This is a genomic window from Aureispira anguillae, assembly GCF_026000115.1.
Classification (GTDB): domain Bacteria; phylum Bacteroidota; class Bacteroidia; order Chitinophagales; family Saprospiraceae; genus Aureispira; species Aureispira anguillae.
The window spans coordinates 2841653-2867244 of sequence record NZ_AP026867.1 but is presented as its reverse complement, the minus strand read 5'-3'; the positions used below and the strand labels follow the sequence as shown (position 1 = coordinate 2867244).

23 protein-coding genes are annotated in these 25592 nt (G+C 36.2%); 17 read left to right on the top strand and 6 right to left on the bottom strand.

The window, feature by feature from the left end; translation table 11 throughout:
- The first annotated feature begins 536 nt into the window (after window positions 1-536).
- The 5 genes from AsAng_RS11170 to AsAng_RS11150 all read left to right on the top strand — a co-directional run bounded on the left by AsAng_RS11170 (window position 537) and on the right by AsAng_RS11150 (window position 8219).
- On the top strand, window positions 537-1574 hold the full coding sequence (locus AsAng_RS11170) for a T9SS type A sorting domain-containing protein (RefSeq protein WP_264792865.1): 1038 nt from the start codon (window positions 537-539) through the stop codon (window positions 1572-1574).
- Between the two features lie 149 nt (window positions 1575-1723).
- Window positions 1724-3442 (top strand): T9SS type A sorting domain-containing protein, encoded by a 1719-nt coding sequence (locus AsAng_RS11165; RefSeq protein WP_264792864.1) that lies wholly within the window; start codon window positions 1724-1726, stop codon window positions 3440-3442.
- A 537-nt stretch (window positions 3443-3979) separates the two neighbouring features.
- Window positions 3980-5443, top strand: coding sequence for a T9SS type A sorting domain-containing protein (locus AsAng_RS11160; RefSeq protein WP_264792863.1), 1464 nt, complete (start codon window positions 3980-3982; stop codon window positions 5441-5443).
- Between the two features lie 340 nt (window positions 5444-5783).
- Complete coding sequence (locus AsAng_RS11155) at window positions 5784-6629, top strand: DUF1571 domain-containing protein (RefSeq protein ID WP_264792862.1); 846 nt, start codon at window positions 5784-5786, stop codon at window positions 6627-6629.
- Window positions 6630-6803: 174 nt separating this feature from the next.
- Entirely contained in the window at window positions 6804-8219 is a 1416-nt protein-coding gene (locus tag AsAng_RS11150; RefSeq protein WP_264792861.1) for an aldehyde dehydrogenase, read from the top strand.
- 88 nt (window positions 8220-8307) lie between these two features.
- On the opposite strand, the gene fsa is transcribed toward AsAng_RS11150, so the two are convergent.
- Window positions 8308-8964 carry a fructose-6-phosphate aldolase gene (fsa, locus tag AsAng_RS11145; protein ID WP_264792860.1) on the bottom strand — a complete coding sequence of 219 codons (657 nt, stop codon included), beginning with the start codon at window positions 8962-8964 and terminating at the stop codon, window positions 8308-8310.
- A gap of 196 nt (window positions 8965-9160) precedes the next feature.
- Here fsa and AsAng_RS11140 point away from each other — a divergent pair, with 196 nt between their 5' ends.
- Window positions 9161-9760 (top strand): TetR/AcrR family transcriptional regulator, encoded by a 600-nt coding sequence (locus tag AsAng_RS11140; RefSeq protein ID WP_264792859.1) that lies wholly within the window; start codon window positions 9161-9163, stop codon window positions 9758-9760.
- 120 nt (window positions 9761-9880) lie between these two features.
- Here AsAng_RS11140 and AsAng_RS11135 read toward each other — a convergent pair whose 3' ends face one another.
- The gene (locus tag AsAng_RS11135) at window positions 9881-10405 is read right to left on the bottom strand and encodes a hypothetical protein (RefSeq protein ID WP_264792858.1); all 525 of its coding nucleotides are present in this window, start codon (window positions 10403-10405) and stop codon (window positions 9881-9883) included.
- 194 nt (window positions 10406-10599) lie between these two features.
- The gene (locus tag AsAng_RS11130; RefSeq protein WP_264792857.1) at window positions 10600-10995 is read right to left on the bottom strand and encodes a hypothetical protein; all 396 of its coding nucleotides are present in this window, start codon (window positions 10993-10995) and stop codon (window positions 10600-10602) included.
- 330 nt (window positions 10996-11325) lie between these two features.
- Between AsAng_RS11130 and AsAng_RS11125 the strand changes: the two genes are divergently transcribed.
- The 7 genes from AsAng_RS11125 to paaC all read left to right on the top strand — a co-directional run bounded on the left by AsAng_RS11125 (window position 11326) and on the right by paaC (window position 18804).
- On the top strand, window positions 11326-13431 hold the full coding sequence (locus tag AsAng_RS11125; protein ID WP_264792856.1) for an alpha-ketoacid dehydrogenase subunit alpha/beta: 2106 nt from the start codon (window positions 11326-11328) through the stop codon (window positions 13429-13431).
- Between the two features lie 252 nt (window positions 13432-13683).
- Window positions 13684-14514, top strand: coding sequence for a universal stress protein (locus AsAng_RS11120; protein WP_264792855.1), 831 nt, complete (start codon window positions 13684-13686; stop codon window positions 14512-14514).
- A 46-nt stretch (window positions 14515-14560) separates the two neighbouring features.
- Complete coding sequence (locus tag AsAng_RS11115) at window positions 14561-15388, top strand: universal stress protein (protein WP_264792854.1); 828 nt, start codon at window positions 14561-14563, stop codon at window positions 15386-15388.
- A gap of 105 nt (window positions 15389-15493) precedes the next feature.
- Window positions 15494-16576 carry a 1,2-phenylacetyl-CoA epoxidase subunit PaaE gene (gene paaE / locus AsAng_RS11110; protein WP_264792853.1) on the top strand — a complete coding sequence of 361 codons (1083 nt, stop codon included), beginning with the start codon at window positions 15494-15496 and terminating at the stop codon, window positions 16574-16576.
- Window positions 16577-16668: 92 nt separating this feature from the next.
- On the top strand, window positions 16669-17634 hold the full coding sequence (gene paaA, locus AsAng_RS11105; protein WP_264792852.1) for a 1,2-phenylacetyl-CoA epoxidase subunit PaaA: 966 nt from the start codon (window positions 16669-16671) through the stop codon (window positions 17632-17634).
- 93 nt (window positions 17635-17727) lie between these two features.
- Window positions 17728-18015, top strand: a complete 288-nt coding sequence (paaB, locus tag AsAng_RS11100) for a 1,2-phenylacetyl-CoA epoxidase subunit PaaB (protein ID WP_264792851.1) — start codon at window positions 17728-17730, stop codon at window positions 18013-18015.
- A gap of 30 nt (window positions 18016-18045) precedes the next feature.
- Window positions 18046-18804 (top strand): 1,2-phenylacetyl-CoA epoxidase subunit PaaC, encoded by a 759-nt coding sequence (gene paaC, locus AsAng_RS11095; RefSeq protein ID WP_264792850.1) that lies wholly within the window; start codon window positions 18046-18048, stop codon window positions 18802-18804.
- Between the two features lie 64 nt (window positions 18805-18868).
- Here the strand turns inward: paaC and AsAng_RS11090 are convergent, their stop codons facing one another.
- Window positions 18869-19825 carry an ROK family protein gene (locus tag AsAng_RS11090; protein WP_264792849.1) on the bottom strand — a complete coding sequence of 319 codons (957 nt, stop codon included), beginning with the start codon at window positions 19823-19825 and terminating at the stop codon, window positions 18869-18871.
- A 91-nt stretch (window positions 19826-19916) separates the two neighbouring features.
- Window positions 19917-22595 (bottom strand): N-6 DNA methylase, encoded by a 2679-nt coding sequence (locus AsAng_RS11085; RefSeq protein WP_264792848.1) that lies wholly within the window; start codon window positions 22593-22595, stop codon window positions 19917-19919.
- A 174-nt stretch (window positions 22596-22769) separates the two neighbouring features.
- On the opposite strand from AsAng_RS11085, the gene AsAng_RS11080 reads away from it, so the two are divergent.
- The 4 genes from AsAng_RS11080 (at window position 22770) to AsAng_RS11065 (ending at window position 24955) form a co-directional block, all read left to right on the top strand.
- Window positions 22770-22994: a VF530 family protein gene (locus tag AsAng_RS11080; protein ID WP_264792847.1), complete on the top strand. Its 225-nt coding sequence runs from the start codon at window positions 22770-22772 to the stop codon at window positions 22992-22994.
- 5 nt (window positions 22995-22999) lie between these two features.
- Complete coding sequence (locus AsAng_RS11075; protein ID WP_264792846.1) at window positions 23000-23488, top strand: YchJ family protein; 489 nt, start codon at window positions 23000-23002, stop codon at window positions 23486-23488.
- 464 nt (window positions 23489-23952) lie between these two features.
- The gene (locus AsAng_RS11070; RefSeq protein WP_264792845.1) at window positions 23953-24573 is read left to right on the top strand and encodes a hypothetical protein; all 621 of its coding nucleotides are present in this window, start codon (window positions 23953-23955) and stop codon (window positions 24571-24573) included.
- Between the two features lie 13 nt (window positions 24574-24586).
- The gene (locus AsAng_RS11065) at window positions 24587-24955 is read left to right on the top strand and encodes a hypothetical protein (protein ID WP_264792844.1); all 369 of its coding nucleotides are present in this window, start codon (window positions 24587-24589) and stop codon (window positions 24953-24955) included.
- A 396-nt stretch (window positions 24956-25351) separates the two neighbouring features.
- Here the strand turns inward: AsAng_RS11065 and AsAng_RS11060 are convergent, their stop codons facing one another.
- Window positions 25352-25528 (bottom strand): hypothetical protein, encoded by a 177-nt coding sequence (locus AsAng_RS11060; RefSeq protein ID WP_264792843.1) that lies wholly within the window; start codon window positions 25526-25528, stop codon window positions 25352-25354.
- Window positions 25529-25592: the final 64 nt, after the last annotated feature.

The window sequence follows — 25592 nt, the reverse complement described above, 5'->3', positions numbered from 1 at the left end:
ATATTTGTGTTTTGCAAGCGAATATTTAAATATACTCTGTCAAGGTGTTTCAAAAGTATAGATAGATAAGTCCTTTTTTGCTTGAATTAGGAGAATAAAAATAGATCGAATAGAGCTATTAAATAATTAAGGTGAAGTGCTGCTTGCCTATGATTTAACTTTTAAGTTAAACCATAAATTAGTTATTGTGAGAATTTATTGCTTTTTTTAAGAAAGAGAAAATTTTATAAAAAATATAATTTTCACAAAACCTTTTATTAGAAGGGCAGGATATCTTTAAAGATAAATTTATTTCTTTTTGATTTTACTCCCTGAGTTATAAACCAATAAAAAAATGATTCAATCAGACAGCATTTTGGAGGTAAAGTATATTTTTTGAAAAGCTCAATATTTTATTCTACCTAACCGCCGAACTGTGAAATAATTGTTAAAGGATTGTTGTTTTATCAAATAAAAACTACTATTTTTGCTAGGCTCTGAACCTAAAATCTCTAAAAAATAACCTATTATATCAATTAAAAAAAAGAATTTTTCTTATGAAAAAACTAGCTACTTTGTTTGCTGCATGTTTGGGATTGATGGCATCAACAAGTTATGGTCAAACTTGTTGTGGAGCGTCAACGGTTGCTCCTGAAATTACAACAGGTTTTCATTCTGCCAACCAAATTGCGGGAAATGCTAACACTCCTGCACCTGTATTAGCTACCAATGCTTCTGTGGACTTACCAACGGTAGAATATATAGTAACAAAAAGAAACACACCCGCTTTAAACAACCTTGGAACGCCAGATACTACTGGTGGTGGTGGTGATGTCATTATTGGTGCGGATATAGATGGTATTTTTATGCCAGATGATATGAATCGTTATGGGGTAACACTTAATGCTGGCGATACGTTTGATTTAACAGCCGTAGGTTATGATATTGCTATCATTAGAACACTTGCCGATTCTTTATTGAATGGGTACTCTGGAAGTAAACCTTGTTGTGAACTTTTTGGGTTGATGTCTATTGCTTTGCAAGAGCCTGCTATTGCAGGATTCTGCGATAGTGTTAATAATGCAGGGATTTATAATTCTTCAGATATTCACGGTATGAACGAGGTTTTGGCGATTTTTGATGTATTTTCAAAAGGGCAAACTTCTTTGGGAACCGTAATTTCAACTTTGGCTATTATTAATGAAAATGGTAATTTCATCTCTGGAGATTGTGGAGGAATTGGTACAGGACAAGTTAATTTTGTTCCTTATGGTATTAATAGAACTGCTCAATATGGTTATGATAGAGAAGGAACCATTGCTGTTAAAAAATTGAGCGATGTATCTTTGTTTATGTTGTATCCTAATCCTGCTAATACTGCTATTGTAAATGTTTATTTTACAACCAGCAAAACAGTAGATTTAAACATTAACGTATTTGATGCTTTAGGGCAGCGTGTACACAGCCAAACATTGGGTAATGTTTCTGGTGACTTTAATACTACAATCCCTGTTCGTGATCTTTCATCAGGAATGTACTTTGTTGAATTAACAGATGGTCACAGCAGCCAAACACACAAATTATTGGTGGATTAAGAATCGATATTTTGTTAAATTGTTTTGTTGAGCAATTACAAAAAAATAATTTCATTACTTTAGCTGAGTAATGAAATTATTTTTTTATAAAGATATGTAAGTCTCTAGTAATTTGATGTAGAACATATCGCAACAAAACACGAATATTCATGAAAACTAAACCACTATTAATAGGTCTGAGCCTAATCCTATTGTTAATAAACGGTTTATTTGCCCAAAACAAATGTTGTTTAAATTCAACAGTCGCTCCAGAAGTAATGGTTAATTTAAATACAGGAGTAGTCGGCTTAAATCAAAATACAATTCCTCCTACTTTAGCCATCAGTGCCTCGTCTGATTTGCCCAACGTAGAGTATCTTATTACCAAAAGAGGAACAGCCGCACTCAACAATCAAGGGCAACCAGATACCACTGGCGGAGGTGGTGATGTGGTGTTGGGAACAGATGCAGATGGTACCTTTATTCCAACCAATATCACTCGATATAATATCGATTTTTCTGTAGGAGATACACTTGATCTTATTGCTATTGGTTATGATTTGGCAATTGTGCAACAACTAACGGATTCTTTGTTGAATGGTTATAGTGGATCTTCTCCTTGTTGCGATTTATTCACACTATTGAGTATAGCCTTGCAACAACCTTCTCTAGCAGGCTTCTGTGACACGCTTAATAATGCAGGTATTTATACAGGTTCGGACGTTACTTCTTTTGAAGAAGTACTTGTGGTTTTAGGCGTTTTTGTAGATGGGCAATTGTCAGTTGAGTCTATTATTTCTATTTTTCAATTGTTAAATACAAATGGAACCTTTATTTCGGCAGATTGTGGGGGAGTAGGAGCTAATAATTTTATCCCGTATGGCATTCACCCGAATAAACGATATGGTTACCAAATCGGAAACATGGTTGATTTATGCTGTTTGGGAACAACGGTTGCTCCCGAATTGGCTGTTGGGGTACACGGAACACCAATTGAAAGCAATCAAAATACTCCCACTCCTGTTTTGACGGTAAATGCTTCGGCTGATTTGCCAAATGTAGAGTATCTTATTACCAAAAGAGGGACGGTCGCATTGGATAATCAAGGCCAAATGGACACCACAGGAGCAGAGGTTGTGATAGGAGCAGATGTAGATGGTATTTTTATGCCAATGGATAAATCTCGTTATGGAATACAGCTTGCTGTTGGCGATACTTTTGATTTAGTAGCCATAGGATATGATTTGGGAACGTTGGAAGTTTTAATGGATTCTTTGTTGAATGGTGATAATGGAGGGCAGCCTTGTTGTGGGGTATTTTCGCTTATCGCTACAGCAGCCAATGCTCCTTTTTTAGCTGGGCTTTGTGACAGCCTCAATAATAAAGGAATTTATACGGCAAATGATTTTAATAATTTGGAAGAAGCCTTGCCAATTTTTGAAGCATTTGGAGATGGGCAAGCTTCTGTAAAAACAATTGTTGAAACACTAGAATTATTAAATGATAATGGCAACTTAATCTCTTCTGATTGTGGCGGATTGGGAACCGTTGACTTTCTTCCTTATGGAATTAATAGAGCCAAAAGATATAGTTATATTGTAGATCATCCATTGGTAGTAAGAACCTTAAGTGATGTGTCTTTGTTTATGTTGTACCCTAATCCTGCCAAGGCTGCTGCTGTAACTGTTTATTTTACAACCAGCAAGACCATAGATTTGAGCATTAAGGTATTTAATACTTTAGGAGAATGTGTACATAGCCAAACATTAGGCAATGTTTTGGGGGATTTTACGACAACAATCCCAATTCGTGATTTTGCATCAGGAATGTACTTTATTGAATTGACAGATGGTCACAATAGCCAAGCACAGAGGTTGTTGGTTGATTAATCAATCGGATTACCAAAGGTAAAAAAAACAAACAAATTAATGGTTAAGCCTAAGAGACTATAAGTAATACTCTGTTGCTTATAGCTACTTAGGTTGTAGCCCCCCGTTTTTATAAGAAAAACAAGAAAAAAATTGCTAACGGTAATTACAATCTTGCTTGCGGGTTGACCAAATAGTTAAAAAGGATTGCAAAAGAATAAAAAAAAACTTATTTTGCACAATGGATAACCTACTATCTATTAATCGTCATTAGCACAAACTCAATTATTGTATGAACTTGGTTTACGATAGGATTGCTGCGCAGTTTATGATAATGACGAATGCAGTTGATGTCTTTTATTGTACAATTTTTGGAGATTTATGCTATTATTTGATGTTCTGAATAGGGATAAAGCCTCTAAAAAGACTCTTTATATAAGATGCAGGTTTATAATGGATAGATAATAGGTTGGTTAATTATACATTTTGAAGTGGTTTAAAATTTTTAAGGAAAGCAATAGAAAAATTAAACAACTTCCTTACCTAAAAAAAGAAAGAATGAAGAACAATAACTTGTTTTTAACTTGTTTGTTGCTATTAAGCTTGGGGATAATGGGGCTAAACAGCCTTAGCGCACAGTGCCCTAACTGTACGATCAACTTGCCTGCTGGAATTCCTGCGGATACAATTGTTGTTGACTCTTTGCCTGCGGCCTACAAGAATGCCTACTATGAAGAATCAATGAGCTATCGTCTGCCTTATACAACAGATCCTTTAGCGGCTGTAGCGCCTCCAGGTACCAATGTCCCAGCAGGATTAACAATTGATCATTTTAAAGTGTTAAGCGTTACAGGTTTGCCTCCTGGGCTTTCTTGGATAGGTGATCGACCTGCTCCTATGACTTATAATGAGGCGGCTCCACAGACTCGAGATGGTTGTATTACACTCTGTGGAACTCCTGGTGCTTCAGGGGTTTTTATTGTGAATGTTAATTTAGAAATTCAAATTAGTGGTTTTGTTTTCCCTTCACCTCCAATTCCTTTAGAATTTACTGTTTTTCCAGATACAAATGCTTCTTTTACCGTGGATACCTCAGCAGGCTGTGCACCATTTGGCGTTGTGATTAACAACCTTGTTCCAAGTAATGGGAATCCTGGGTTTTCTTACTTCTGGGATTTTAACAATGGGGATACATCAACCTTAGAGAACCCTGACACGGTATGGTATGACTTCAATATGACTTCAGATACAACAGTAGCAATTGAGCAGCAGGTTGTGATTGACACTTTTCCTTATTTGTTAGAATCAATTGTTGTTGCTACAGATCCTGGCAATAGTTGTAATGACGATGTAGGGATTGCTCCTCTTGTAATTCCTGGTGCTCCCGATATGTATATTGTTCTGATAGGAGGAGGAGATACCATTAATACAGACCCTAATTTTGCCTTAATAGGGAATACTCAAAACAACGAATACCCAAGAGACACCATGGTATTTCCTGGTCCAATTGAATTGAGTGCAGGACAAACTTATAGTTTGGAAATATGGGATGATGACAGTGCCTTAGGTCCATTGGATAATGATGATCCTTGTGGCAGTGGTCCTATGTCTTTGAGTGCTTCATTGGGGGCAGGGGTACATACGTTGACAAGCGGATCTATGACAGTAGAGGTGACCATCTCTCATTATATCGATACCATTACTTATGTAGATAGTGTATTGGTTCGTTATTGCAATGTTCCAATTAGTTATATTAATAAAGTAGATCGTTCTTTATTGGTTTACCCTAATCCAACTTCAAATTTTGTCCATGTTCAGTTTCAACTAAATGGTTTGGAGGAAAATGTTGAACTTGTACTTAGTGATGTCTTGGGAAGAACCGTTTATACAGAACAGATACAAGGTTTTGAGGGCGATTATAATAGACAAGTTGATTTAACCAACCAATCTGAGGGCGTTTATTTGCTGCAATTGAGAGTTGGAGATCAGGTAATACCTCGAAAAATAGTTCTTCGAAAATAATTTATAACCACTAGAAGCAAGTAAGTGTACCCAATTGATGAATGCGCACTTACTTGCTTTATCTAGACTCGTTTGATTTAAATGAATATAGGCTGTAATAGGTTTATTATTAGTGGAGTACAATACCTTGTTTTTAAGTTTTAAAAGGGTTGGTATTGTATTTGTATTTTATAAGAACAAACCAACCATTCTGTCGGTTTTTTAGAATGGTTTAATTTTAATTAATTCAATAAATCAATGACCTGTGTCAATGTATGACAATTGCTTTTTTAGTTAAATAGTAGTTGTTGTAAAAATCAAAAATAGCAGGTTGTTAACGTCTAACATACTTAATCAAATAATGAAATCATTCTCTTCCATTCTCTTACTTTCCTTTTGTTCTATTGTTTCTGTTTCAGCGCAGGATGCTGTGACCATTATTGGGAAAATGCGCACTGCAATTAGTAAAATCAATAAATCTTCTTTTGAACTACACTCAAAAGAGCGGTTTGGAGATAAGTACGTTTATAAGAAAATGAAATTTCATATGCAAGAAAGCCCTAAAAAGGTTTATATGAAAGATCTAGAGAAGGGAGTAGAATTGCTTTATGTTGTTGGCTGGAACAACAACAAAGGATACATCAATCCCAATGGTTTCCCTTGGATTAACGTAAGTTTAAGTGTTTATGATTCAAAGGTAGTTGCCGAAAACCATCACACGGTAGATGATGCTGGTTTGGGCTTTGTTAATACCTTGCTAAATGGTTTTGAATCGACTGTAGAAAAAGCAGGCAAAGAAAAGAGCTCTTTGTATACCTATAAAGGAGATGTAACCTATGAAGGACGTTCTTGTTATAAAATCTATATTGTACCACCTACGGAGTTTAAGTATATTTCTTATACAACCAAACGAGATCAGAACTTAATGCAACTTTCTCGTAGAATTGTTGCTTCTGATTTTTTAATGAAAGAAAAAAATCGCCTTTCTTATACTCGAACAATCAAAAAGGGAACCACCTTAACCGTACCCAATGCCTATGCAAAAAAGGTAATTGTGTATATTGATAAAAAAACGTATATGCCCGTTGTACAGATGTTGTATGACGAAAAAGGGCTTTTTGAAAAGTATGAATACAAGAATATATCTCTTTATCCTAAATTTGCTAGCAATGAGTTTACAACAGATTGTGCAAGCTATGGGTTTTAGTACTAAAGTATTTGTAATTCTAACCGAGATAAGTTATCTTAATGGTTTTAGTGGATGGTATTCCATTAAAACCATTTTCTTTTAAAATGGTTATAGTATTATACAATATTGAACAATCACCAAAGTCTTATTGTAGCAAACAATCAATCAATTTATCAAGTCTTATTCATCATCATGAGCACAATTACAGATACCAATTCCAACTTGACGGCAAATCAGGTTCAAACAATTTTGCAAGCGCAACGAGATTATTTTGCAAGCAATGCCACCAAAGATTTAAATTTTAGGAAGCAGCAATTACAAAAGTTAAAGCAAATGATCTTGGACAATGAAAGTGCTTTATTAGATGCGCTTCATAAAGATTTGCACAAACATGAATTTGAGGCTTACGCTACCGAAATAGGTTTTGTATTGGTTGATATTGATAAATCGATTGCTAAACTAAAGACTTGGGCAAGACCTAAAAAGGTTAAGACACCTCCCTTTCATTATGTTGCAAGCAGTTATATCAAACCAGATCCTTATGGGAATATACTAATTATTGCTCCATGGAACTATCCTGTACAGTTATTGTTAGCGCCATTAGTTGGTGCTATTGCTGCGGGAAATACAGCAATTCTAAAACCGTCAGAATATGCTGTACATACTTCAACCTTATTAACCCGATTGATCAATGCTACTTTTGATGCTCAATACATCACAATGATAGAAGGGGCTGTTCCTGAGACCCAACTGTTGTTGAACGAGAAATTTGATTTTATTTTCTTTACAGGAAGCACTAAAGTGGGCAATATTGTTTATCAGGCTGCTGCCAAACATTTGACGCCTGTTGCGCTAGAGTTAGGAGGAAAGAGTCCTTGTATTGTAGATACGGATATTCAATTGGATTATACGGCTAAACGAATTATTTGGGGGAAATTTATTAATAGTGGGCAATCTTGTATTGCACCAGATTATCTATTGGTAGACCGAAAAATAAAAGATGCTTTGGTTGCTAAACTAAAGTTTTATATCCATCAATTTTTTGGCGAAAACCCTCAAGAAAGCGAACATTTAGGCAGAATTATTAATGAAATTCATTTTGATCGTTTGGCGGCTTATCTAAAAGATGGCGACATTACAGAAGGTGGGCAAATGGATCGTGCTAACAAGTATATCGCACCAACTATTTTAGAAAATGTAGGGCTAGAATCTGCTGCCATGCAAGAGGAAATTTTTGGACCAATTTTACCAATTGTAACGTATGGAAACCTAAAAGAAGCCATTGATTTAATTAAATCAAAACCCAAGCCATTGGCTTTGTACATCTTCTCTAAAAACAATAAAAAAATTGACCGAATTTTGTCCGAAACTTCGGCAGGTGGTGTCACCATCAATGATACGCTAATGCATATGGCAAATGGGCATTTGCCATTTGGGGGAGTAGGAGATAGTGGTATAGGCGCTTATCATGGACCACATTCTTTTGATTTATTTTCACACAAAAAAGCTGTTTTGCACCGTTCTTTTTTGGTTGAGGAACCTATTCGCTATGCTCCTTATAAGTTGGGTCTAAAGTGGATAAAGAAAATTATGGATTGGTCCTTATAATAAGGTGATTTGATCGATAGAAAGCATAAAAAAAGGCGACCGTGAAACACACGGTCGCCTTTTTTATGCTTTTTGATAACTCGTTCGTTTAGCTATTCACTTTTTTATGATCTGCTAAAAACTTAGCAAGTCCAATATCTGTAAGTGGGTGTTTTAACAAGGCTAAAATAGCATTTAAAGGACAAGTAACAACATCTGCACCTATTTCTGCACACTTGATGATGTGCAATGGGTTGCGGATAGACGCTGCCAAAACCTCTGTTTTGTAGCCATAGAAGTTATAAATGTGAACAATTTGATCAATCAAGTCCATCCCATCCCAAGAAATATCATCAACACGTCCAATAAAAGGAGATAAATAAGTAGCACCTGCTTTAGCAGCTAAAATAGCTTGACCAGCAGAAAAAACTAGTGTACAATTTGTGCGAATACCTTTGCTTGAAAAATGCTTAATTGCTTTGATTCCATCTTTTATCATTGGAACCTTAACTACGATATTAGGGTGCAATGCAGCCAAAGCTTCTCCTTCTTTTACAATACCCTCAAAGTCTGTTGCAATCACTTCTGCACTAACATCGCCATCAACAATCGCACAGATTTTTCTGTAATGTTCTAGTACTGCTTCTTGACCACTAATACCTTCTTTTGCCATTAATGATGGGTTGGTAGTTACTCCATCTAAAATACCTAAATCGTAGGCTTCTTGAATTTGCGCTAAGTTGGCAGTATCAACAAAAAATTTCATTTTGATTTATTTTTGTAAGTCGTGTGAAAAAGTATTGTATATTCAATGCAAGGATTGCTAAAATCCTAAGTTTAGCGCAAAACTAATGGTTTTTTATTATTCACCCTAATTTTACTTAAATTTGTGCCACGATAATTAGTGCTACCAATAATTTATGCAAAAAAATGGACGTAACTAAGCTACTGACCTAATATTTATGATAAAAAAGAACAAACCCAAAAAACGTAAAAAGGAAGCAATTTACGAGGCGGCTGCTCGTCTATTTAGAGAAAAAGGCTATAAAGCTGCTTCTATGAGGGATCTTGCCGAACGAGTAGATTTAAAAGTATCTAGCTTATATAGTCACATAGGATCTAAAGAAGAATTACTTCAGAAAATATGTTTTGACAATGCTCATTTGTTTATTAATGGCATGGATGTTATTGAGCGGATGGAGGGCAGCACAATTGATAAAATTAAGGCGATTATTGCTTTGCACGTGGACATAGCAATCACTAATCCTACTTCTGTGACGGTATTTAATGACGAATGGAAACATCTTACGAATGATAATTACGAATCTAATTTAAATCAATTTTTGAAGCTTAGAAAGGATTATGAAAGCCGTTTCCAGCAGATTATTATTCATGGAATTAAAAATAAGGAACTCAAAGACATTGATTCTAATGTTGCTTTGTACACGATTCTAACTTCTGTTCGATGGCTACATTATTGGTACAAACCCAGCAGGAAGGTAAGTCCTGACTTGCTCAAAACTCAAATAGCAACCTTGTTATTGGAGGGGCTGGCTTGTTGAGTATATTTTAATGTTTAGATTACATCCATTAGAAATAAAATATTGTTTTACGAAAAAGCCCCTTGGAGTAATTCCAAAGGGCTTCTTTTATCAAAACTGGAGCGCATTAAATCTCCTAGATTATTGTTGTAGTGTAAGGTTAAACTGACCAAATGTCTGCATAAAAGTTGGACCTTGAGTTTCTATTAATGTTAATTTTATTTCATTTTCTTCTTTAAAGCCACTCACTTTGTAAAAACGACCAATTTTTGAGATAACTCCCTCTTCAATCAGCCTGTTTCTTTTACTAGAATTGATGGTAAAAGTGACATCATTACCAGCTAGGTTGTTAAAATCCTTCAAAATAATTTTGAGTGGATCGGTTTCTGAAGCTACAATCGTATAAGTAACGGGTTTAGAGCTAGGAGGAACAAGCATTTTGCTGTCTTCAACCTCTATTCCCTGCATGTTTTCACCAGTATATTCCTTATTAAAGGGAATGCATTGGTTGTTACTTTTTTCATAACCATCATAGCAGATACAAGTTCCATTGCTACAGTATCCGTCCGTACAGACAGTACCTTCGCAAGGATCACACGAGGATGTCATTAGACCACCTACTAATGCTACAATAACAAAAAGGGTGGCTTGAATAAAATTTTTCATGTTTTTAGTAGTTTAAAATTTAAAATAATGGCGCAAAAGTAAAAAAATCCCATCAAGAACAAGATTTCTGATGAGATTAAATAGGTCTTTGTTTACATTAAAAAGTAAACCCAAAATGGTTCTAATATTTTGTAGGCAACTGCACTAAATGACTTAGTGAAATAAGTTGGTTCGTGCCCTTTTTTTAGAAAAAATTACTTGATATTAAAATTGAGAGGATTTACGCTAATTGATTTTACGTCTCCTTCGCAGCGTACTTTTACGCCAATAAATATATACTTGTCTCCTTTTTCAGCTTGTTTTATAGCTGCTTGGATAGAAGGAGAGAAAGCGCATTGTTTTCCTTTGATAATTTGCAGCTCTTTGGTTAGAGAAATATGATACATCGTATAGGTATGAATTGCACAGTCTCGACTTCTAGGACAGGTGATTTCTAAATGGGTATTGCGAATAAAATTATTGACCTCTATAGGACCATTGGTCATGCCATTTAGAGATACAACAGGAATAATGCGATAAGAAGCAGCGCAAAATAGCAGCAGCATAAGGCAGCCTATGCTTAGGTTTTTTAGATGTTTTAAGCTGTTCATAAGGTGGTGTTTTTATGAAGAGAAAGGATTGAACAGAGTGGCTTAAAAAAGTGCTAAGTTAGGGGGGATGTATTTTCATAAAGCTGCATTAGTGGTGAAAAAGAAGGCTGGTATAGACAGTATCTATTTATAACTATTTTTTACAATAAAATATTGTACGTTTCTAGCAAATACCAGCTTATACAGCCTTTTTTTTAAATTATTTTGGTTCCTATTTTAAACATAGCCCTGTTAACATTAGGAGATATTTTTGAAAAAAACTAACTTGCAAAAACAAAAAAGCGAACACTTGTTCGTATATTTGGTGCATTCAATCAATCATCTAACACTATGTCGAAAACTAAAACACGCACAAAAAAAACTAAAACAACTGCCCAAACAATGCCCAAAACGGTATTAGAAGAAGCATTTCGTTTGATGGCAACCGCAAAGACAATGGCGGAAACCTATGAGGCAAATGTAAAAGTAGCTTCTAAATATGTTCATGCAACATCTAGAGGCCATGAAGCGGTTCAGTTGGCTTTGGGAATGCAGTTGGAAGCACAAGATTTTGTTGCTCCTTATTATAGAGATGATTCTATTTTATTAAGTATAGGTATGCAACCTTATGAGTTGATGCTTCAAGTATTGGCTAAACGGGATGATCCATTTTCTGGGGGAAGAACCTATTATTCTCATCCTAGTTTAAAAGATGATGACAAGCCTAAAATTCCACATCAATCTTCAGCTACTGGAATGCAAGCCATTCCTACAACAGGGGTTGCAATGGGAATTCAATATAAAGAACAGCAAAAAATGGTCGATTATGCGACCGTAGCAGACCAACCTGTTGTTGTTTGCTCTTTGGGCGATGCCTCTGTTACAGAGGGAGAAGTGTCCGAGGCTTTTCAAATGGCAGCATTAAAACAATTGCCAATCTTGTATTTGGTACAGGATAATGATTGGGATATATCTGCTAGTGCAGACGAAATACGGGCGCAAGATGCTTATGAATTTATTCAGGGGTTTAAAGGAATTGAGGCCGTAAAAATCAATGGAAATGATTTTACAGAATGTTACCTAGCCTTAAAAGAGGTTTTGGAAACCATAAGAAAAGAACGCCGCCCATTCTTAGTACACGCTAAAGTACCATTGCTTAATCACCATACTTCAGGGGTTAGGATGGAATGGTATAGAGATGACCTAGAAGAACACAAAAGCAGAGATCCCTATCCAATTATGATGCAACAGTTATTGGATGCTGGGTTTACATCATCAGCGATTCAGCAGATAGAGACAGAAGTAAAAGAATTGGTTTTGGCTGATTTTGAGCGTGCCTTGGCCGCAGAAGATCCTCGACCAGATGATTTATATACACACGATTTTGCGGCAACACCTGTTATTAATGAAACAGGAACTCGCCAACCAGAAGGAGCAGAAGCAACCGTTATGGTTGATAGTGCCTTGACAGCGGTTGAAGAGTTGATGCGCAAACATCCAGAATGTTTGTTGTATGGGCAAGATGTAGGAGGACGTTTAGGGGGTGTTTTTAGAGAGGCGGCAACCTTGGCTCAAAAGTTTGGTGATGGAAGAGTTTTTAATACTCCAATTCAAGAAGCTTTTATCATTGGTTCTACGGTAGGAATGTCTGCGGTAGGTTTAAAACCTATCGTTGAAGTCCAATTTGCAGATTATATTTGGCCAGGTTTGAATCAATTGTTTACAGAGGTTAGTCGTTCTTGCTATTTGTCCAATGGAAAATGGCCCGTGAGTATGATTTTGAGAGTACCAATCGGGGCTTATGGAAGCGGAGGACCTTATCATTCTTCAAGTGTAGAATCTGTTGTTGCTAATATAAAAGGGGTTAAAATTGCATACCCTAGCAATGGGGCTGATTTAAAGGGCTTGATGAAGGCTGCTTATTATGATCCTAATCCCGTTGTAATATTTGAACATAAAGGATTGTATTGGTCAAAAGTAAAAGGAACAGAAACTGCTCGCACGGTATTGCCTGACGAGGATTATATGATTCCATTTGGGCAGGCCGCTATTACAGTAAAAGCAGATGAAAAACAAGTAGAACAAGGCAAATCAATTGCGGTCATTACTTATGGTATGGGAGTCCATTGGGCTTTGAATGCCGCCCAGAAATTGGATGGACGAGTAGAAGTCATTGATTTGCGTACGTTATATCCATTGGATACGGCTACTATTTTTGATGCAGTAAAAAAACACGGAAGGTGTTTGGTGGTCACAGAAGAAGCCGTCAACTGTACTTTTGCACAAAGTATTGCTGCTCGTATCCAAGAAAATTGTTTTGAATACTTGGATGCTCCTGTGCGTACGCTAGGTGCTGTAGATGTTCCTGCGATTCCTTTAAATCAAGTGTTGGAAAAAACAATGTTGCCATCTACTGAGAAGGTGCACGATGCGATTTTGAACTTATTAGAATATTAGTTCGAAGTTGGGGCTGTACTCAGCGACTAGTTATAAAATTAGAATACAATTTGCCCTCAAAAGGGGGGCAAATCAAAGTAAGGTTTGAAAAGAATTTATAGTTTGTATCAACTCTATTTGATAGAATGCCATCAGATGATGAAAATCATCTTTCAACTTGTTGAATGTCTTTTTATTTGATTATAGAATGCAGTAAAATTGTATAACAAAACATTTAGTTATTTTTTTATTTTTATTCTAATCATACATATTATGGAAAAGATATTAGTACCATTTGATTTTTCGGTTTCTTCTAGTTGGGGATTTTACTATGCTTACGAATTAGCGGCCTCTATTGGCGCACAGGTTTTAGTAGTAAACATGTATTCGCCAGCTACAGAAGCTACTTATTCTTTAGAAAAATTGCAAGCCAATGCTCCAAAGAGAAAACAAGAAATCTTAGCGCATTTGAAAGCCGCAACTCAACGTCCTATTTCTAGTGCAAATGATACCAGTGTCACCGTAACTTATGATATTGATTACGGTTTGAAAGATGATATTGCGAATTATGCTAAGCGACAAAAAGTTGATTTGATCGTAATGGGAACGCACGGAGGAGATAAGACAACGAGTAAATTGTGGGGAAGCAACACGAGTTTGGTTATCAAAGAAGCACATTGTCCTGTTTTGGCGATTCCTGTTGGGAGTACTTTCAAGGCAGCGCAAAATATAGCTTATGCTACAAATTTTGATTCTAAAGACATTGATTCTATTGCACAACTGGCTGTAGTAGCTGCTGCTACCAATTCAACGGTTCATTGTATCCATGTTAATTTGTTTAGTGAAACACCTCAATTGGCAGAAGGAGCCAAGTTCGAAGAACAATTAAAGGCTAATTTTGGCGATTTGCCAGTAGTTTTTAATGTGTGGAGTGCACATACGGTAGAGGATGGTTTAGAAATTTTCTGTCGAGTAAACAATATTGACATACTAGCGATGCTAACACATGACCGTTCTGCTTGGGATAAATTATTTGGAGAAAAAAGTGTCACAAGAGCAATGGCTTTGAGAACTAAATTACCGTTGTTGGCTTTTCACGAATAATTGAGTGAGATATAATTTATTCTTGAACTAAACTATTTGAACTATTATGGATAAAATAATTGTGCCAGTCGATTTTTCATCGGCTTCTAGTTGGGGATTTTATTATGCCTATGATATGGCCAAAAGTATTGGTGCTGATTTAGTGGTTGTACATTTGTATTGGCCTCCTTATGTTGAATCTACTTATCCGATCGATATGATTCAATCTATTATCAATGAAAAGGAGCAAGAAGTTCTTAAGCATCTTAAGGCTGCTACAAGAGCGCCGTTGAATGAGGATGGAAAGGTTGAAATTTCTTATGTGGTACGACCTGGTTCTGAAAATACAATTGTTTCTGTTGCAGAAGAAAATGAAGCAGATTTGATTATTATGGGGACGCATGGATCGGGAAAAGCATTGGATAAAGTTTGGGGAACCAATACCGCAAATGTTATTCAACACGCTAGTTGCCCTGTCTTAGCAATTCCTACAGGAGCCACTTTTGAAGGAGTCAAAAACATCGCTTATGCAACAGATTTTGACGACAAAGACAATGAGCTTTTGTTTCAATTAGCCTTGATTACAACCGCAATTAAAGCAAATCTTCACTGTATACACATCAATCCATCGGATTATCCGTATAAACAAAAAGAAGAAGAGGCTTTTAGAAAATCTTTTGAGGAAAATTTTGCCGACTTGCCAGTCACTTACTCTGTATGGAGTGCCTCTACCATAGAGGACGGCTTGGAGACTTTCTGTAGAGTCAATAAGATTGATATACTGGCTATGTTAACGCATAAAAAAACATTGTGGGATAAAATTTTTACTGGTGGTAGCGTAACCAAAAAAATGACCATGCAAACTAATTTACCCTTGCTGGCATTCCACAAATAATACATTTATAAAGTGCTTGTTAAGTATAAAGCATACTATATTATAACATTTCCTGAGTTTAGGAGGCTTGCCTCCTAAACTCAGAACTTATTAATGAGATTATCAATGAAACCAACATTTAATACCCTTAAAATTAAGGAAGTACGAAAAGAAACTGTAGATTGTTGTTCCATTGCTTTTGAAGTACCTGAAGCACTAAAAACAGCTTATAGTTTTGTACAAGGACAGTATTTGACCCTTAAAGCAGATATTAACAACGAAGATGTTCGTCGTTCTTATTCTATTTGTACAAGCCCTGCGGATGAGGAGTTAAGAGTAGCTATAAAGCAAGTAGAAAATGGTAAATTTTCGACCTTTGCCAACCACCAACTTCAAGCGGGAGATTCCTTAGAGGTAATGACACCTACAGGAAATTTTTATACGGTATTAGATGCCTCGAATGAGAAACACTATGTTGGTTTTGCTGCGGGGAGTGGAATTACGCCAATTATTTCTATTATGAAAACGGTCTTAGAAACAGAACCTAAGAGTCGTTTTACCTTGTTTTATGGCAACAAAAATACAGGGTCAATTATTTTTAGAGAACAAATAGAAGCGCTTAAGAATATTTATATGGAGCGTCTAATTGTGCATTATTTTTTGAGTAGAGAAATGTTGGATGCTCCTTTGATGAATGGGCGTATTGATGCGTCAAAGTGCACCGATATTTTTGACAAATTGTTGGATGTATCCGATGTAGATGAGTGCTTTGCCTGTGGTCCAGAATCTATGATCTTTGCCGTTAAAGATACGTTAATTGATCGTGGTTACGATGAAAAACACATCCACTTTGAACTATTCACGTCTCCATTGGGAAAACTAGGGCAAGAAAAAAAGATCGAGGTAAAAGAAGCCGACAAAGGCAAAATAACAGAGGTTACCGTTAATCTAGATGGAAAAGCATTCCAATTTGACTTACCTTTTGGTTCAGAGAACTTGTTGGATGCGGCTCTAAAACAAGGGGCAGATTTGCCTTTTGCTTGCAAAGGGGGAGTTTGTTGTACCTGTAAGGCAAAATTAAAAGAAGGAGCAGTAAAAATGGCGTTAAATTATGCCTTAGAAAAAGAAGAAGTAGAAGCTGGATTTATTTTAACTTGTCAATCTTATCCTACGACAGAAAAGGTAGTGGTAGATTTTGATGAGGTATAATAAATAAATACAGTTGGTTAGATATATCAATAGAGAGGGGGACAGAACAATGGAGATTAAACAACAATTGGCGATTTCAAAAAAAGTTCGTTATGGAAAATACGATTGAAAATTTAGAGGCGAAATTTCAGGCAAAAATTGATGCCGAAATAAAAATAGAACCCAAGGATTGGATGCCTGAGAAGTATCGCAAAACCTTAGTTCGACAAATATCGCAACATGCGCATTCTGAAATTATCGGGATGCTGCCAGAAGGCAATTGGATTAGTAGAGCGCCTTCTTTGCGTCGCAAAATGGCCTTGTTAGCAAAGGTACAGGATGAAGGAGGTCACGGCTTGTATTTGTATAGTGCTGCTGAGACATTGGGTACTTCTAGAGAGCAAATGTTTGAAGACTTAAACGCTGGAAAAGCTAAATATTCTAGCATTTTTAATTATCCTACATTGACTTGGGCTGATATTGGTGCTGTGGGATGGTTGGTGGATGGTGCTGCCATTATGAACCAAGTGATGCTCACCCGTACTTCTTATGGTCCTTATGCTCGTGCAATGGTTCGTATCTGTAAGGAAGAGAGCTTTCATCAGCGCCAAGGGTATGAAATTACAATGGCTTTGGCACAAGGTAGCCCCGAACAAAAAGAAATGGCGCAAGATGCGCTCAATCGTTGGTGGTGGCCATCTTTAATGATGTTTGGTCCTAATGATGCAACATCTACGCATTCGGCTCAGTCTATGGCTTGGAAAATTAAGCGTAAATCAAACGATGAATTGCGCCAAGCTTTTGTGGATGCTACTGTACCTCAAGCAGAGTTTTTGGGTTTAACAATTCCCGATAAGGATTTAAAATGGAATGAAGAGCGTGGTCATTATGACTTTGGAGAAATTGACTGGGAGGAGTTTTGGCAGGTTGTAAAAGGTGGTGGTCCTTGTAACAAACAGCGTTTGAGAGATCGAAACAAAGCTTACAAAGAGGGAGCATGGGTTCGTGAGGCTGCTATGGCACACGCTAAAAAGAGAGCAGAGAAAAGAAAGGCTGAAATGGTTTCATCCAACGCTTAAAAAGCCTTTTAAGACCAAACAACTTAATTATTAACTATAGGGTAGTTCGTGACGTTGGACGACAATTATCGAACGATTAAAATGTATAAAATTATGTCTAAAAAAGACTGGCCTCTTTGGGAGGTATTTATAAGAAGTAAAGCAGGATTGCACCACAAACACGCAGGAAGTTTACACGCTGCGGATGAAGATATGGCCATTGAAAATGCTCGTGATGTATATACTCGCAGACAAGAAGGGGTTAGTATTTGGGTGGTAGAATCAAAACACATTACGGCTTCTATCCCTGATGATGGAGATATGTTATTTGAAGCTGCTAAAACAAAACCTTATCGCCATCCTACATTCTATGATATTCCAGATGAAGTAGGGCACATGTAGGCTTTTTTAATGATTATAATAATTTGAATTGTGGAAAATAACAAAGCTTTATTTGAATATATATTGCGTATTGCAGATAATGCGCTGATTTTGGGGCATCGTGTTTCAGAGTGGTGTGGTCATGGGCCTAGCTTGGAAACAGACATTGGCTTAACCAATATTGCATTGGATTTGGTAGGGCATGCTCGTGTTTTATTGCAATATGCGGCTAAAGTAGAAGGAAAGGGCAGAACAGATGATGCATTGGCATTTACACGAGATACTCGTGAATTTAAAAATGTTCTTTTGGTAGAACAAGCCAATGGTAACTTTGCCGATACAATGGCACGTCAATTTTTATTTGATACCTTTAACTATCATTTCTTTGCAGCACTTTGTGATAGCAAAGATGAAGAACTGGTGGCTATTGCCAAAAAATCGCTCAAAGAATTAACCTATCATTATCGATACAGTGCGGAATGGGTGATTCGTTTGGGAGATGGAACAGAGGAGAGCCATGAGAAAATGCAAACGGCATTGAATGAGGCTTGGGATTATGTGGGAGAGTTATTTGCAATGGATGAAATTGACCAACAAATGATCCAATTGGGCATTGGGGTTGATCTAAATGCGGTTAAGGAATTGTGGAATGAACGAGTAGATGCCATCCTAACCGAAGCAACACTAGCAAAACCTGAAGATGGGTGGATGCAGAAAGGTGGAAAGCAAGGGAAACATTCTGAGCAAATGGGGTTCATTTTGACTGAAATGCAATGGATGCAACGTGCTTATCCTGGATTAGAGTGGTAGGCTTTGATTCCTAAAACGTAGGGTTGATAAATGTAAATAAATATATTTATCAACCCTAATTCTACTAGCCTAAGGCTCCATAAACATTTTTCCAAACTAAAGCTCCTGCTCCTAATATAGCAGCGTGATGTTCTGGAACACTAGAAATCAATAACTCAACTTTACCTTTAAAAAGATTGAGCATATATTGTTCCATATAATGTTTGGTAGGATTCAAAATGAGTGCTCCCGCATTGGCTAAACCTCCAAACAAAACAATTGCTTGTGGACTGCTAATAGCGACGGTATTGGCTAGTGCAAAACCCAATTGATGACCTGTATAATCAAAAATTTCTAAGGCTAACGCATCGTTTTGTTCAGCACAATCTGCAATGCTTTTGGAGCTAAGTTGCGCTTGTTGGCTTAATAAACTTGTTCCTGTATAATTATTCAGTCGTTCTTTCGCCGTACGAACAATTCCTGTAGCAGAAGCATAGGTCTCTAAACAACCTTTGCGACTACAACCGCAACTTCGACCATTGCGTTCTATAATCGTATGTCCTAACTCCCCAGCAAAAGCATCATGGCCATACATCAATTCGCCATTAACAACAAAACCACTTCCTAAGCCTGTGCCTAATGTTACGACGACAAAATTATCCATCTTTTTGGCTACACCAAACAACATTTCTCCAATCGCTGCTGCATTGGCATCATTGGTCACCCAAATGGGGAGTTGAAAATGTTGTTGAAATAATTTTTTGAGAGGAACAACTCCTTTCCACACGAGATTAGGAGCATGCTCAATAGTGCCGTTAAAATAATTACCATTGGGTGCCCCAATTCCGATTCCAATCAATTCAAAATCTTGATGTTCTTTTAGAGCCCCTTTTAGAATAGTGGCTATTGCTTGCACAAAATCAGTGGGATGGTCAAAATCTTTTGTGCCAATTTGCCCTTCTACATGGACCGTTCCATGCTCATCAATCAGTCCCCAAACCGTATTGGTGCCTCCTATGTCAATTCCTACAGATACTTTCATTAATTAAAAATTACTTCTTTATTTTATGATGAATTGTATTAACGTTTATATCATACGCCCCTTTTATGAATTTAATTCATAACGCCCAAAGTTACAAAACAGGGAGTGTAATTTCAAATTGAACTTTAAAAGGGTCTCGGTGATCAATTTTTTTTCTATAATTAATGTTTCCATTATGATTGTCTATGATTTGGTGAATTAAATAACCTCCAATTCCCGAATGCCCTGTTTGCCCTGCATAGTTACCATAGCCAATAAAATCCTCAAAAGAGAAGTTGTTGGGAAAGCTCTTGCCGTCATTTTTATAGATGAGAATTACTTCTTGCTGGTCAGAAGATAAACCGATACGAAATTGAATGGTATATTTCTTGTTTTTTTCTACAAAACCATGTCGTTTAGCGTTATCAATTAGATTGGTAATAACAGTCGTAATCTGAGTTTTGTCTAATTTGGTATAAATAGGTCTTTCTTTTCCTTTTTCATCCTCTTCTACTTCGATTTGAATCGTAAAGATATTTTCTTGTCGATAAATCTGCTGAATTTCCTCTAACAGATCCTTGATTTTGGTAGATTCTAAGTTGAGCTTGCTTCGATCAGCTTTGATAATATCTCCTGTCGAGTCTAAACTATTAATAGAATGGACGAGAATAGATTCAATGCGTTCGATAACGGTTCCTAAATTATCTACGCTATCCAGATCTTCTTCTTCAAAAAGTGGAAAAATAGGCTCAGAAAATAGAATGGGAGAGCCTTCTTCTTCTTTATCTTTTAAATAATCTTTTAAGTTTTTTATTTCGGTTAAAACGGCTGGTAGTCGATTGCCCAATTCGTGTTGAAGCGAAGAAATTATTTTATATTGTTCATTTTGGGCTCTTTGCTTACCAAGATTAAGGTCATTGCGCAGTTGTTCTACCTTCTGTTCTTCCTCTTGCAGTAAGCGAATTTTTGTTTCTTTTATAATTTGAGCCTGTTCTTCTAAAGCAGGCAAGCGAATCTGAAGTTCTTCAAATTGTTCTTCACTAATCATTTTGTGCTGATAATCTGTTTTATACATATTGAGTTGCTGTATAAAAAGGCTATCGTGCAATTGCAAAAGAAGATATTCAATCAAGACTTTATTTTCATCAATTCGGAATGTCATAATATCCTCATTGACTAAAATGGGCGTTTTATCAAACGTAAAATAGCTAGTCTTGAGTTTTTTTCCTGAGCGATTAACCAATAAAATAGATTCATTAATTAACTGCCCTGCTACTTGTTTTACCTTGTTCGTCGTGGTAATATTTTGAGTATTGATTAAATAGTTCGTGATGGAGGTACCGAGGTTTTGTGGTCGGATATAAGGAATATCTTGATGTGGTGTTTCGTCAAACCAAAGGGCAGGGCGTTCTGATTTAAATATTTCTTTTAACCGAATGAGCTGCCCATAATCATCTAACTGTTTGAGTTGAGCAATAAAGGGAGAGGCGTATCGCTTGGCATCTAGGTTATAATTATTAAGAATGACATGGTGCAAAGGAACGTGAGAAACACAGGAATCCAACTCAGAAGTACAATTGGTGGTTAAATGATGAAAGGCTTCACTGATGCATTCTATATGTTTAGGAGTTAGTTCTCTATATAGCTTAGATTGCGTTTTAACGGCTAAATTAGCTCCATTAATAAACAAAATATGTTCTTTTCTAGAAGCACGTTTTTTCTTATTGATGACTAAAATACAAATAGGAATGCCTGTTGTATGCAATAAACCATAGGGTAGGGTAATTACGGCTTCTATTAGATCTCTTCGGATCAAGAATTCTCTTAATTTTCTATCCTCTTTATCGTTAACCAGCGTTTGGATGGGGATAATGGTAATCATTTTCCCTTCTTGATTTAATTTAGACAGCATCAACTGAATAAAAAGACTGTTAGAAGGAATGTGTGGCGTTTTTACATCAAAGGGAATAGAAGTATAGGCTTTTTGCTTTACAATTTCGGTAGAAATATATTGTCCAAAAGGAAAATGCGCAATGGCAATATCAGCTTTTATAAGCTGAGAAGGATTTTCCGTTAGGGTATTCCCATTGGTAATGTGTGCATGATAAGCTCCATTTGCCAGTAGATTCATTTTGCACAACGCCCAAACATGTATATTTTGTTCTTGGGCAATAATATCAATATTTGGCAACTTATTTAATAAGGCAATCAGCGTAGAACCTTGCCCAGCGGTAGGGTCATAGATTGTGTCACCATCTTTTGGTGCAGCGAGTTCAATCAATAAACTATTGATCGTTTTGGGAGTCGTTCGTTTAACGCCAATTTTCCCAGCTCTTAAAGCCGTTCTATATAGACTATCGTTAAAAAAGGCTCCAAAACTATTAACGGAAATCGCCTTGGTTGAAAAATCTAAACGTTCGAGCATTAAGATCGCCTGAATAAGTAATTGTACGTTTTGTTCTTCTTCTAAGGCCAAGACCAGTGGCGCAAAAATGTTTTTGAGTATCTTGTTTCTTTTGGAAAAAGATACCAATGTACCAATCAATTGACGCATGGCTTGTTCTGGATCGTCAACAACGGTATTCCTAAAGTTACTAGCCCACTGATAATCCGATGCTTTGGTTTCGATAGCATCGATTTTCTGCTCATCTTTGAGTGCTAATATTCGCTTAAAAAAAACCAATGAAAGTAGAACACTACTAGCATTATTGGCATTCCAAATGCCTCGAAGGGAATCTAGTGTTGCAAAAAATACTGTTTCTAATTGTTGTGCTTCTTCTTTTATCTCCATGATTAGGTATATTGGGGGACAGCTTTGTGTTTTGAATACAATATTTGTTTGTGGGGATTCTAAAATTCTTTCTTTAGGCTAGGTTTATTCTTTTCCTAAATATAGCAACATAATCTGAAAAGCTGTATGTTTACTTTGACTTGTTTAATTCAGATATTAATCTACAATTTAATTATGGCAAAACACCAATCTAATGATCCACTTCACGGTAAAACCTTATTGATGATTTTGGAGTACTTGGTAGAACATTATGGCTGGGAGCACCTAGGGTATAAAATTGATATTCGTTGCTTTAATAATGATCCAAGCATTAAATCTAGCTTAAAGTTTTTAAGAAGAACTCCTTGGGCAAGAAAAAAAGTGGAAAATTTATATCTCAAAACGATACAGAACAACTAAACATCATGGAAAAATGCCCTTGTAGTAGCAAAAAGAATTATATGGATTGTTGTGGTGCTTTTATAGAAGGTCTTGCTCAAGCTCCTACCGCTGAGGCTTTGATGCGATCTAGATATACAGCACATGTAAAATTGGCAATCGATTATATCATGGATACTGTCCATCCCATCAATCGAGAAAAGAGCAATCGAAAAACAATCGAGAGTTGGGCAGAACAAGCCAATTGGATGCGGTTGGAAATTGTTCAAACGACAAAAGGAAAGGAAGAAGATGAGATAGGAACCGTTTTATTTAAAGCGCATTACAAATATGGTAATCAGCTTAAAACACATTTTGAGGATTCTTTTTTTAGGAAAGAAAATGGCAGATGGTATTTTGTAGAGGGAAAAGAACCTGCTGCAAACCAGTCAACTAGTATAAAAATAGGCAGAAATGACCCCTGTCATTGTGGTAGTGGCAAAAAATTTAAGAAGTGCTGCCAAAAAAACAAGTAGTTATAAAATATAATACTCCGCTGATTAGTTCCCTGTGGTCATGAGCGCTGCGCTTAGTTATTCCCTACGGTCATGAGATAGTTTTTTAACAACTAAAGCATAGCGCTCACGAAGTAAAAAACATAAAAAAGCAGTGCCTTCACTTTTATAGCTTTGGCTATAAGCATGCCCAGTTCACTGTGTTCATGTATTAATTTGATAATCAGTTTTTTAATACTTTTAATACTTTGGTTGATGAAAGCCTGTTTTGCTGATTATCAGATTGATACGATTTTCTAGCGGAGTAATAAAAATAGACTTAAATGGGAATTATTTTAAAATAAAGTTCGTTCATTTTGTAGTAATACCTAGGATTTTGTATCTTTTGTAGATGCTTGTTGCGATGCTGAAAATGCAATCTTGCACTTCACTTCACAACAATTTGTATTGAGCTAGATCACATTGATAACCCCTAATTTCAAACAATGACATTTTTAGAAGCAATTCAAGCAGATTGGATTTTTTATGCTGTAAATATTTTAGTGTTTATAGTCGTAGTAATGGTTACATGGTTGTATGCTAGAGGACAACAAATGGAAGCTATTGCAAAACTTCAGGCTCAAATTCAACAAATCCAATTGCAACAAAACGATAAGCTTTTTTCTTTGGAAGATGAATACAAACTCAAAAAAGAACGAGTTCGCCTTATTCTAAAGGACATGGAAGCGCAGTTAAAGGCGAATGACATGGAGATGCTCAAGTCTCGTCGCAATGAGTTGAGCAATGTATTTGTGATGGAGTATCGAGAAACCATGCATCGTTATGCTCGTTTGGCCGATCAATATTATGAATTGCATCCTCCAAAATATCAAGAATTTGTACGAAACTATATCTTTCCCTTTTTAGATACCAGCCGAAAAATCTTATCTGCTATTAATGCAACGATTATTATGAAGGCATTGGGCGAGTCTCAGCCAATTCAGTACAGTTATAAAGATTTTGATTTTGCCTTTGATATGATTCGAAAGCATCCAACGCTGTCCTTAAAAAAAGAAATGAATGCTTATTTGAAGGAATTGGGGTTTTCCAAAAGTGACTTGGATTAATTAGGGGCAAACTATGAATGAGACGGCTCGCTTTTATCTTCAAAAAATGCTTTTTTGGCAACGTTTGGCAGCACTGGTATTGAGCGTTTTTATACTAACACAATGGATAGGATTTGGTCTATATTTTATATTGGATGATTTTAATTTACAACTGTATATAGACAAAGTCGGATTGGGGGTTTGTGTTCTTTTTTTAATAGGAGAGATGTACCTTAATTATTTGTTATACAAAGGAGCTCGAGCATTAAAACAATATTTAGCAACTTCTAATTTAGTAGATTTGGAGCTAAGTATTAGGCAACAACGATATTTTTGGTTGGGAGTTGTCACACAGCTTATCATAGTTATGCTATTGGGAATCTTATTTTTGGCGATGATTTAGGAAAAGGGGAAATAAGCAAAAAGCCAACCTAAAACAGATTGGCTTTGAGTAATAAAAGTCTTATAACTTTTAGGCTTAAAGCCTAAAAAAAAGTGTGAGTGGGTAATCAATATTGCCTAACCAGGATGCACATTTCCTTGAACTAAAAAATACAAGGATAGAGAAATAACTTTCCCAAGGAGCCCCCAGCCCAGACAATCGGGGCGATAAAGAACTCTATCAACTAAAGTTCTCGGGGATGAGATAAACGGGACTTTTATTTCTATTCTAATATAATATTGATTTCACAAATTTAATCTAAATAGAGATAGATAGCAAAAAAAAGACGTATCTTTTTGACTGTAAGTGGAATACTCGCAATTATATAGAATGATTTTAAATAAAGATGGGGAAGAATTATAAATTCTTGGAGTCTAAATGCCTAAAATGAGAGAACGGTGAATCTGCTCTCGCTTCATTAGGACGTAAGTTTCCAGAATCTCCTTTTCGTTTGAATTTAATAATGACAAGAATAGCCATTCCCAAAAAGAATAGACCTAAAATTAAAAAGATAGGTATTATTAATAAGTTCATAAGCAACAATTTTCGGGAACAAAATAAAATGAAAATTTTACTTTAGGCGTTAATTGTTATTGTA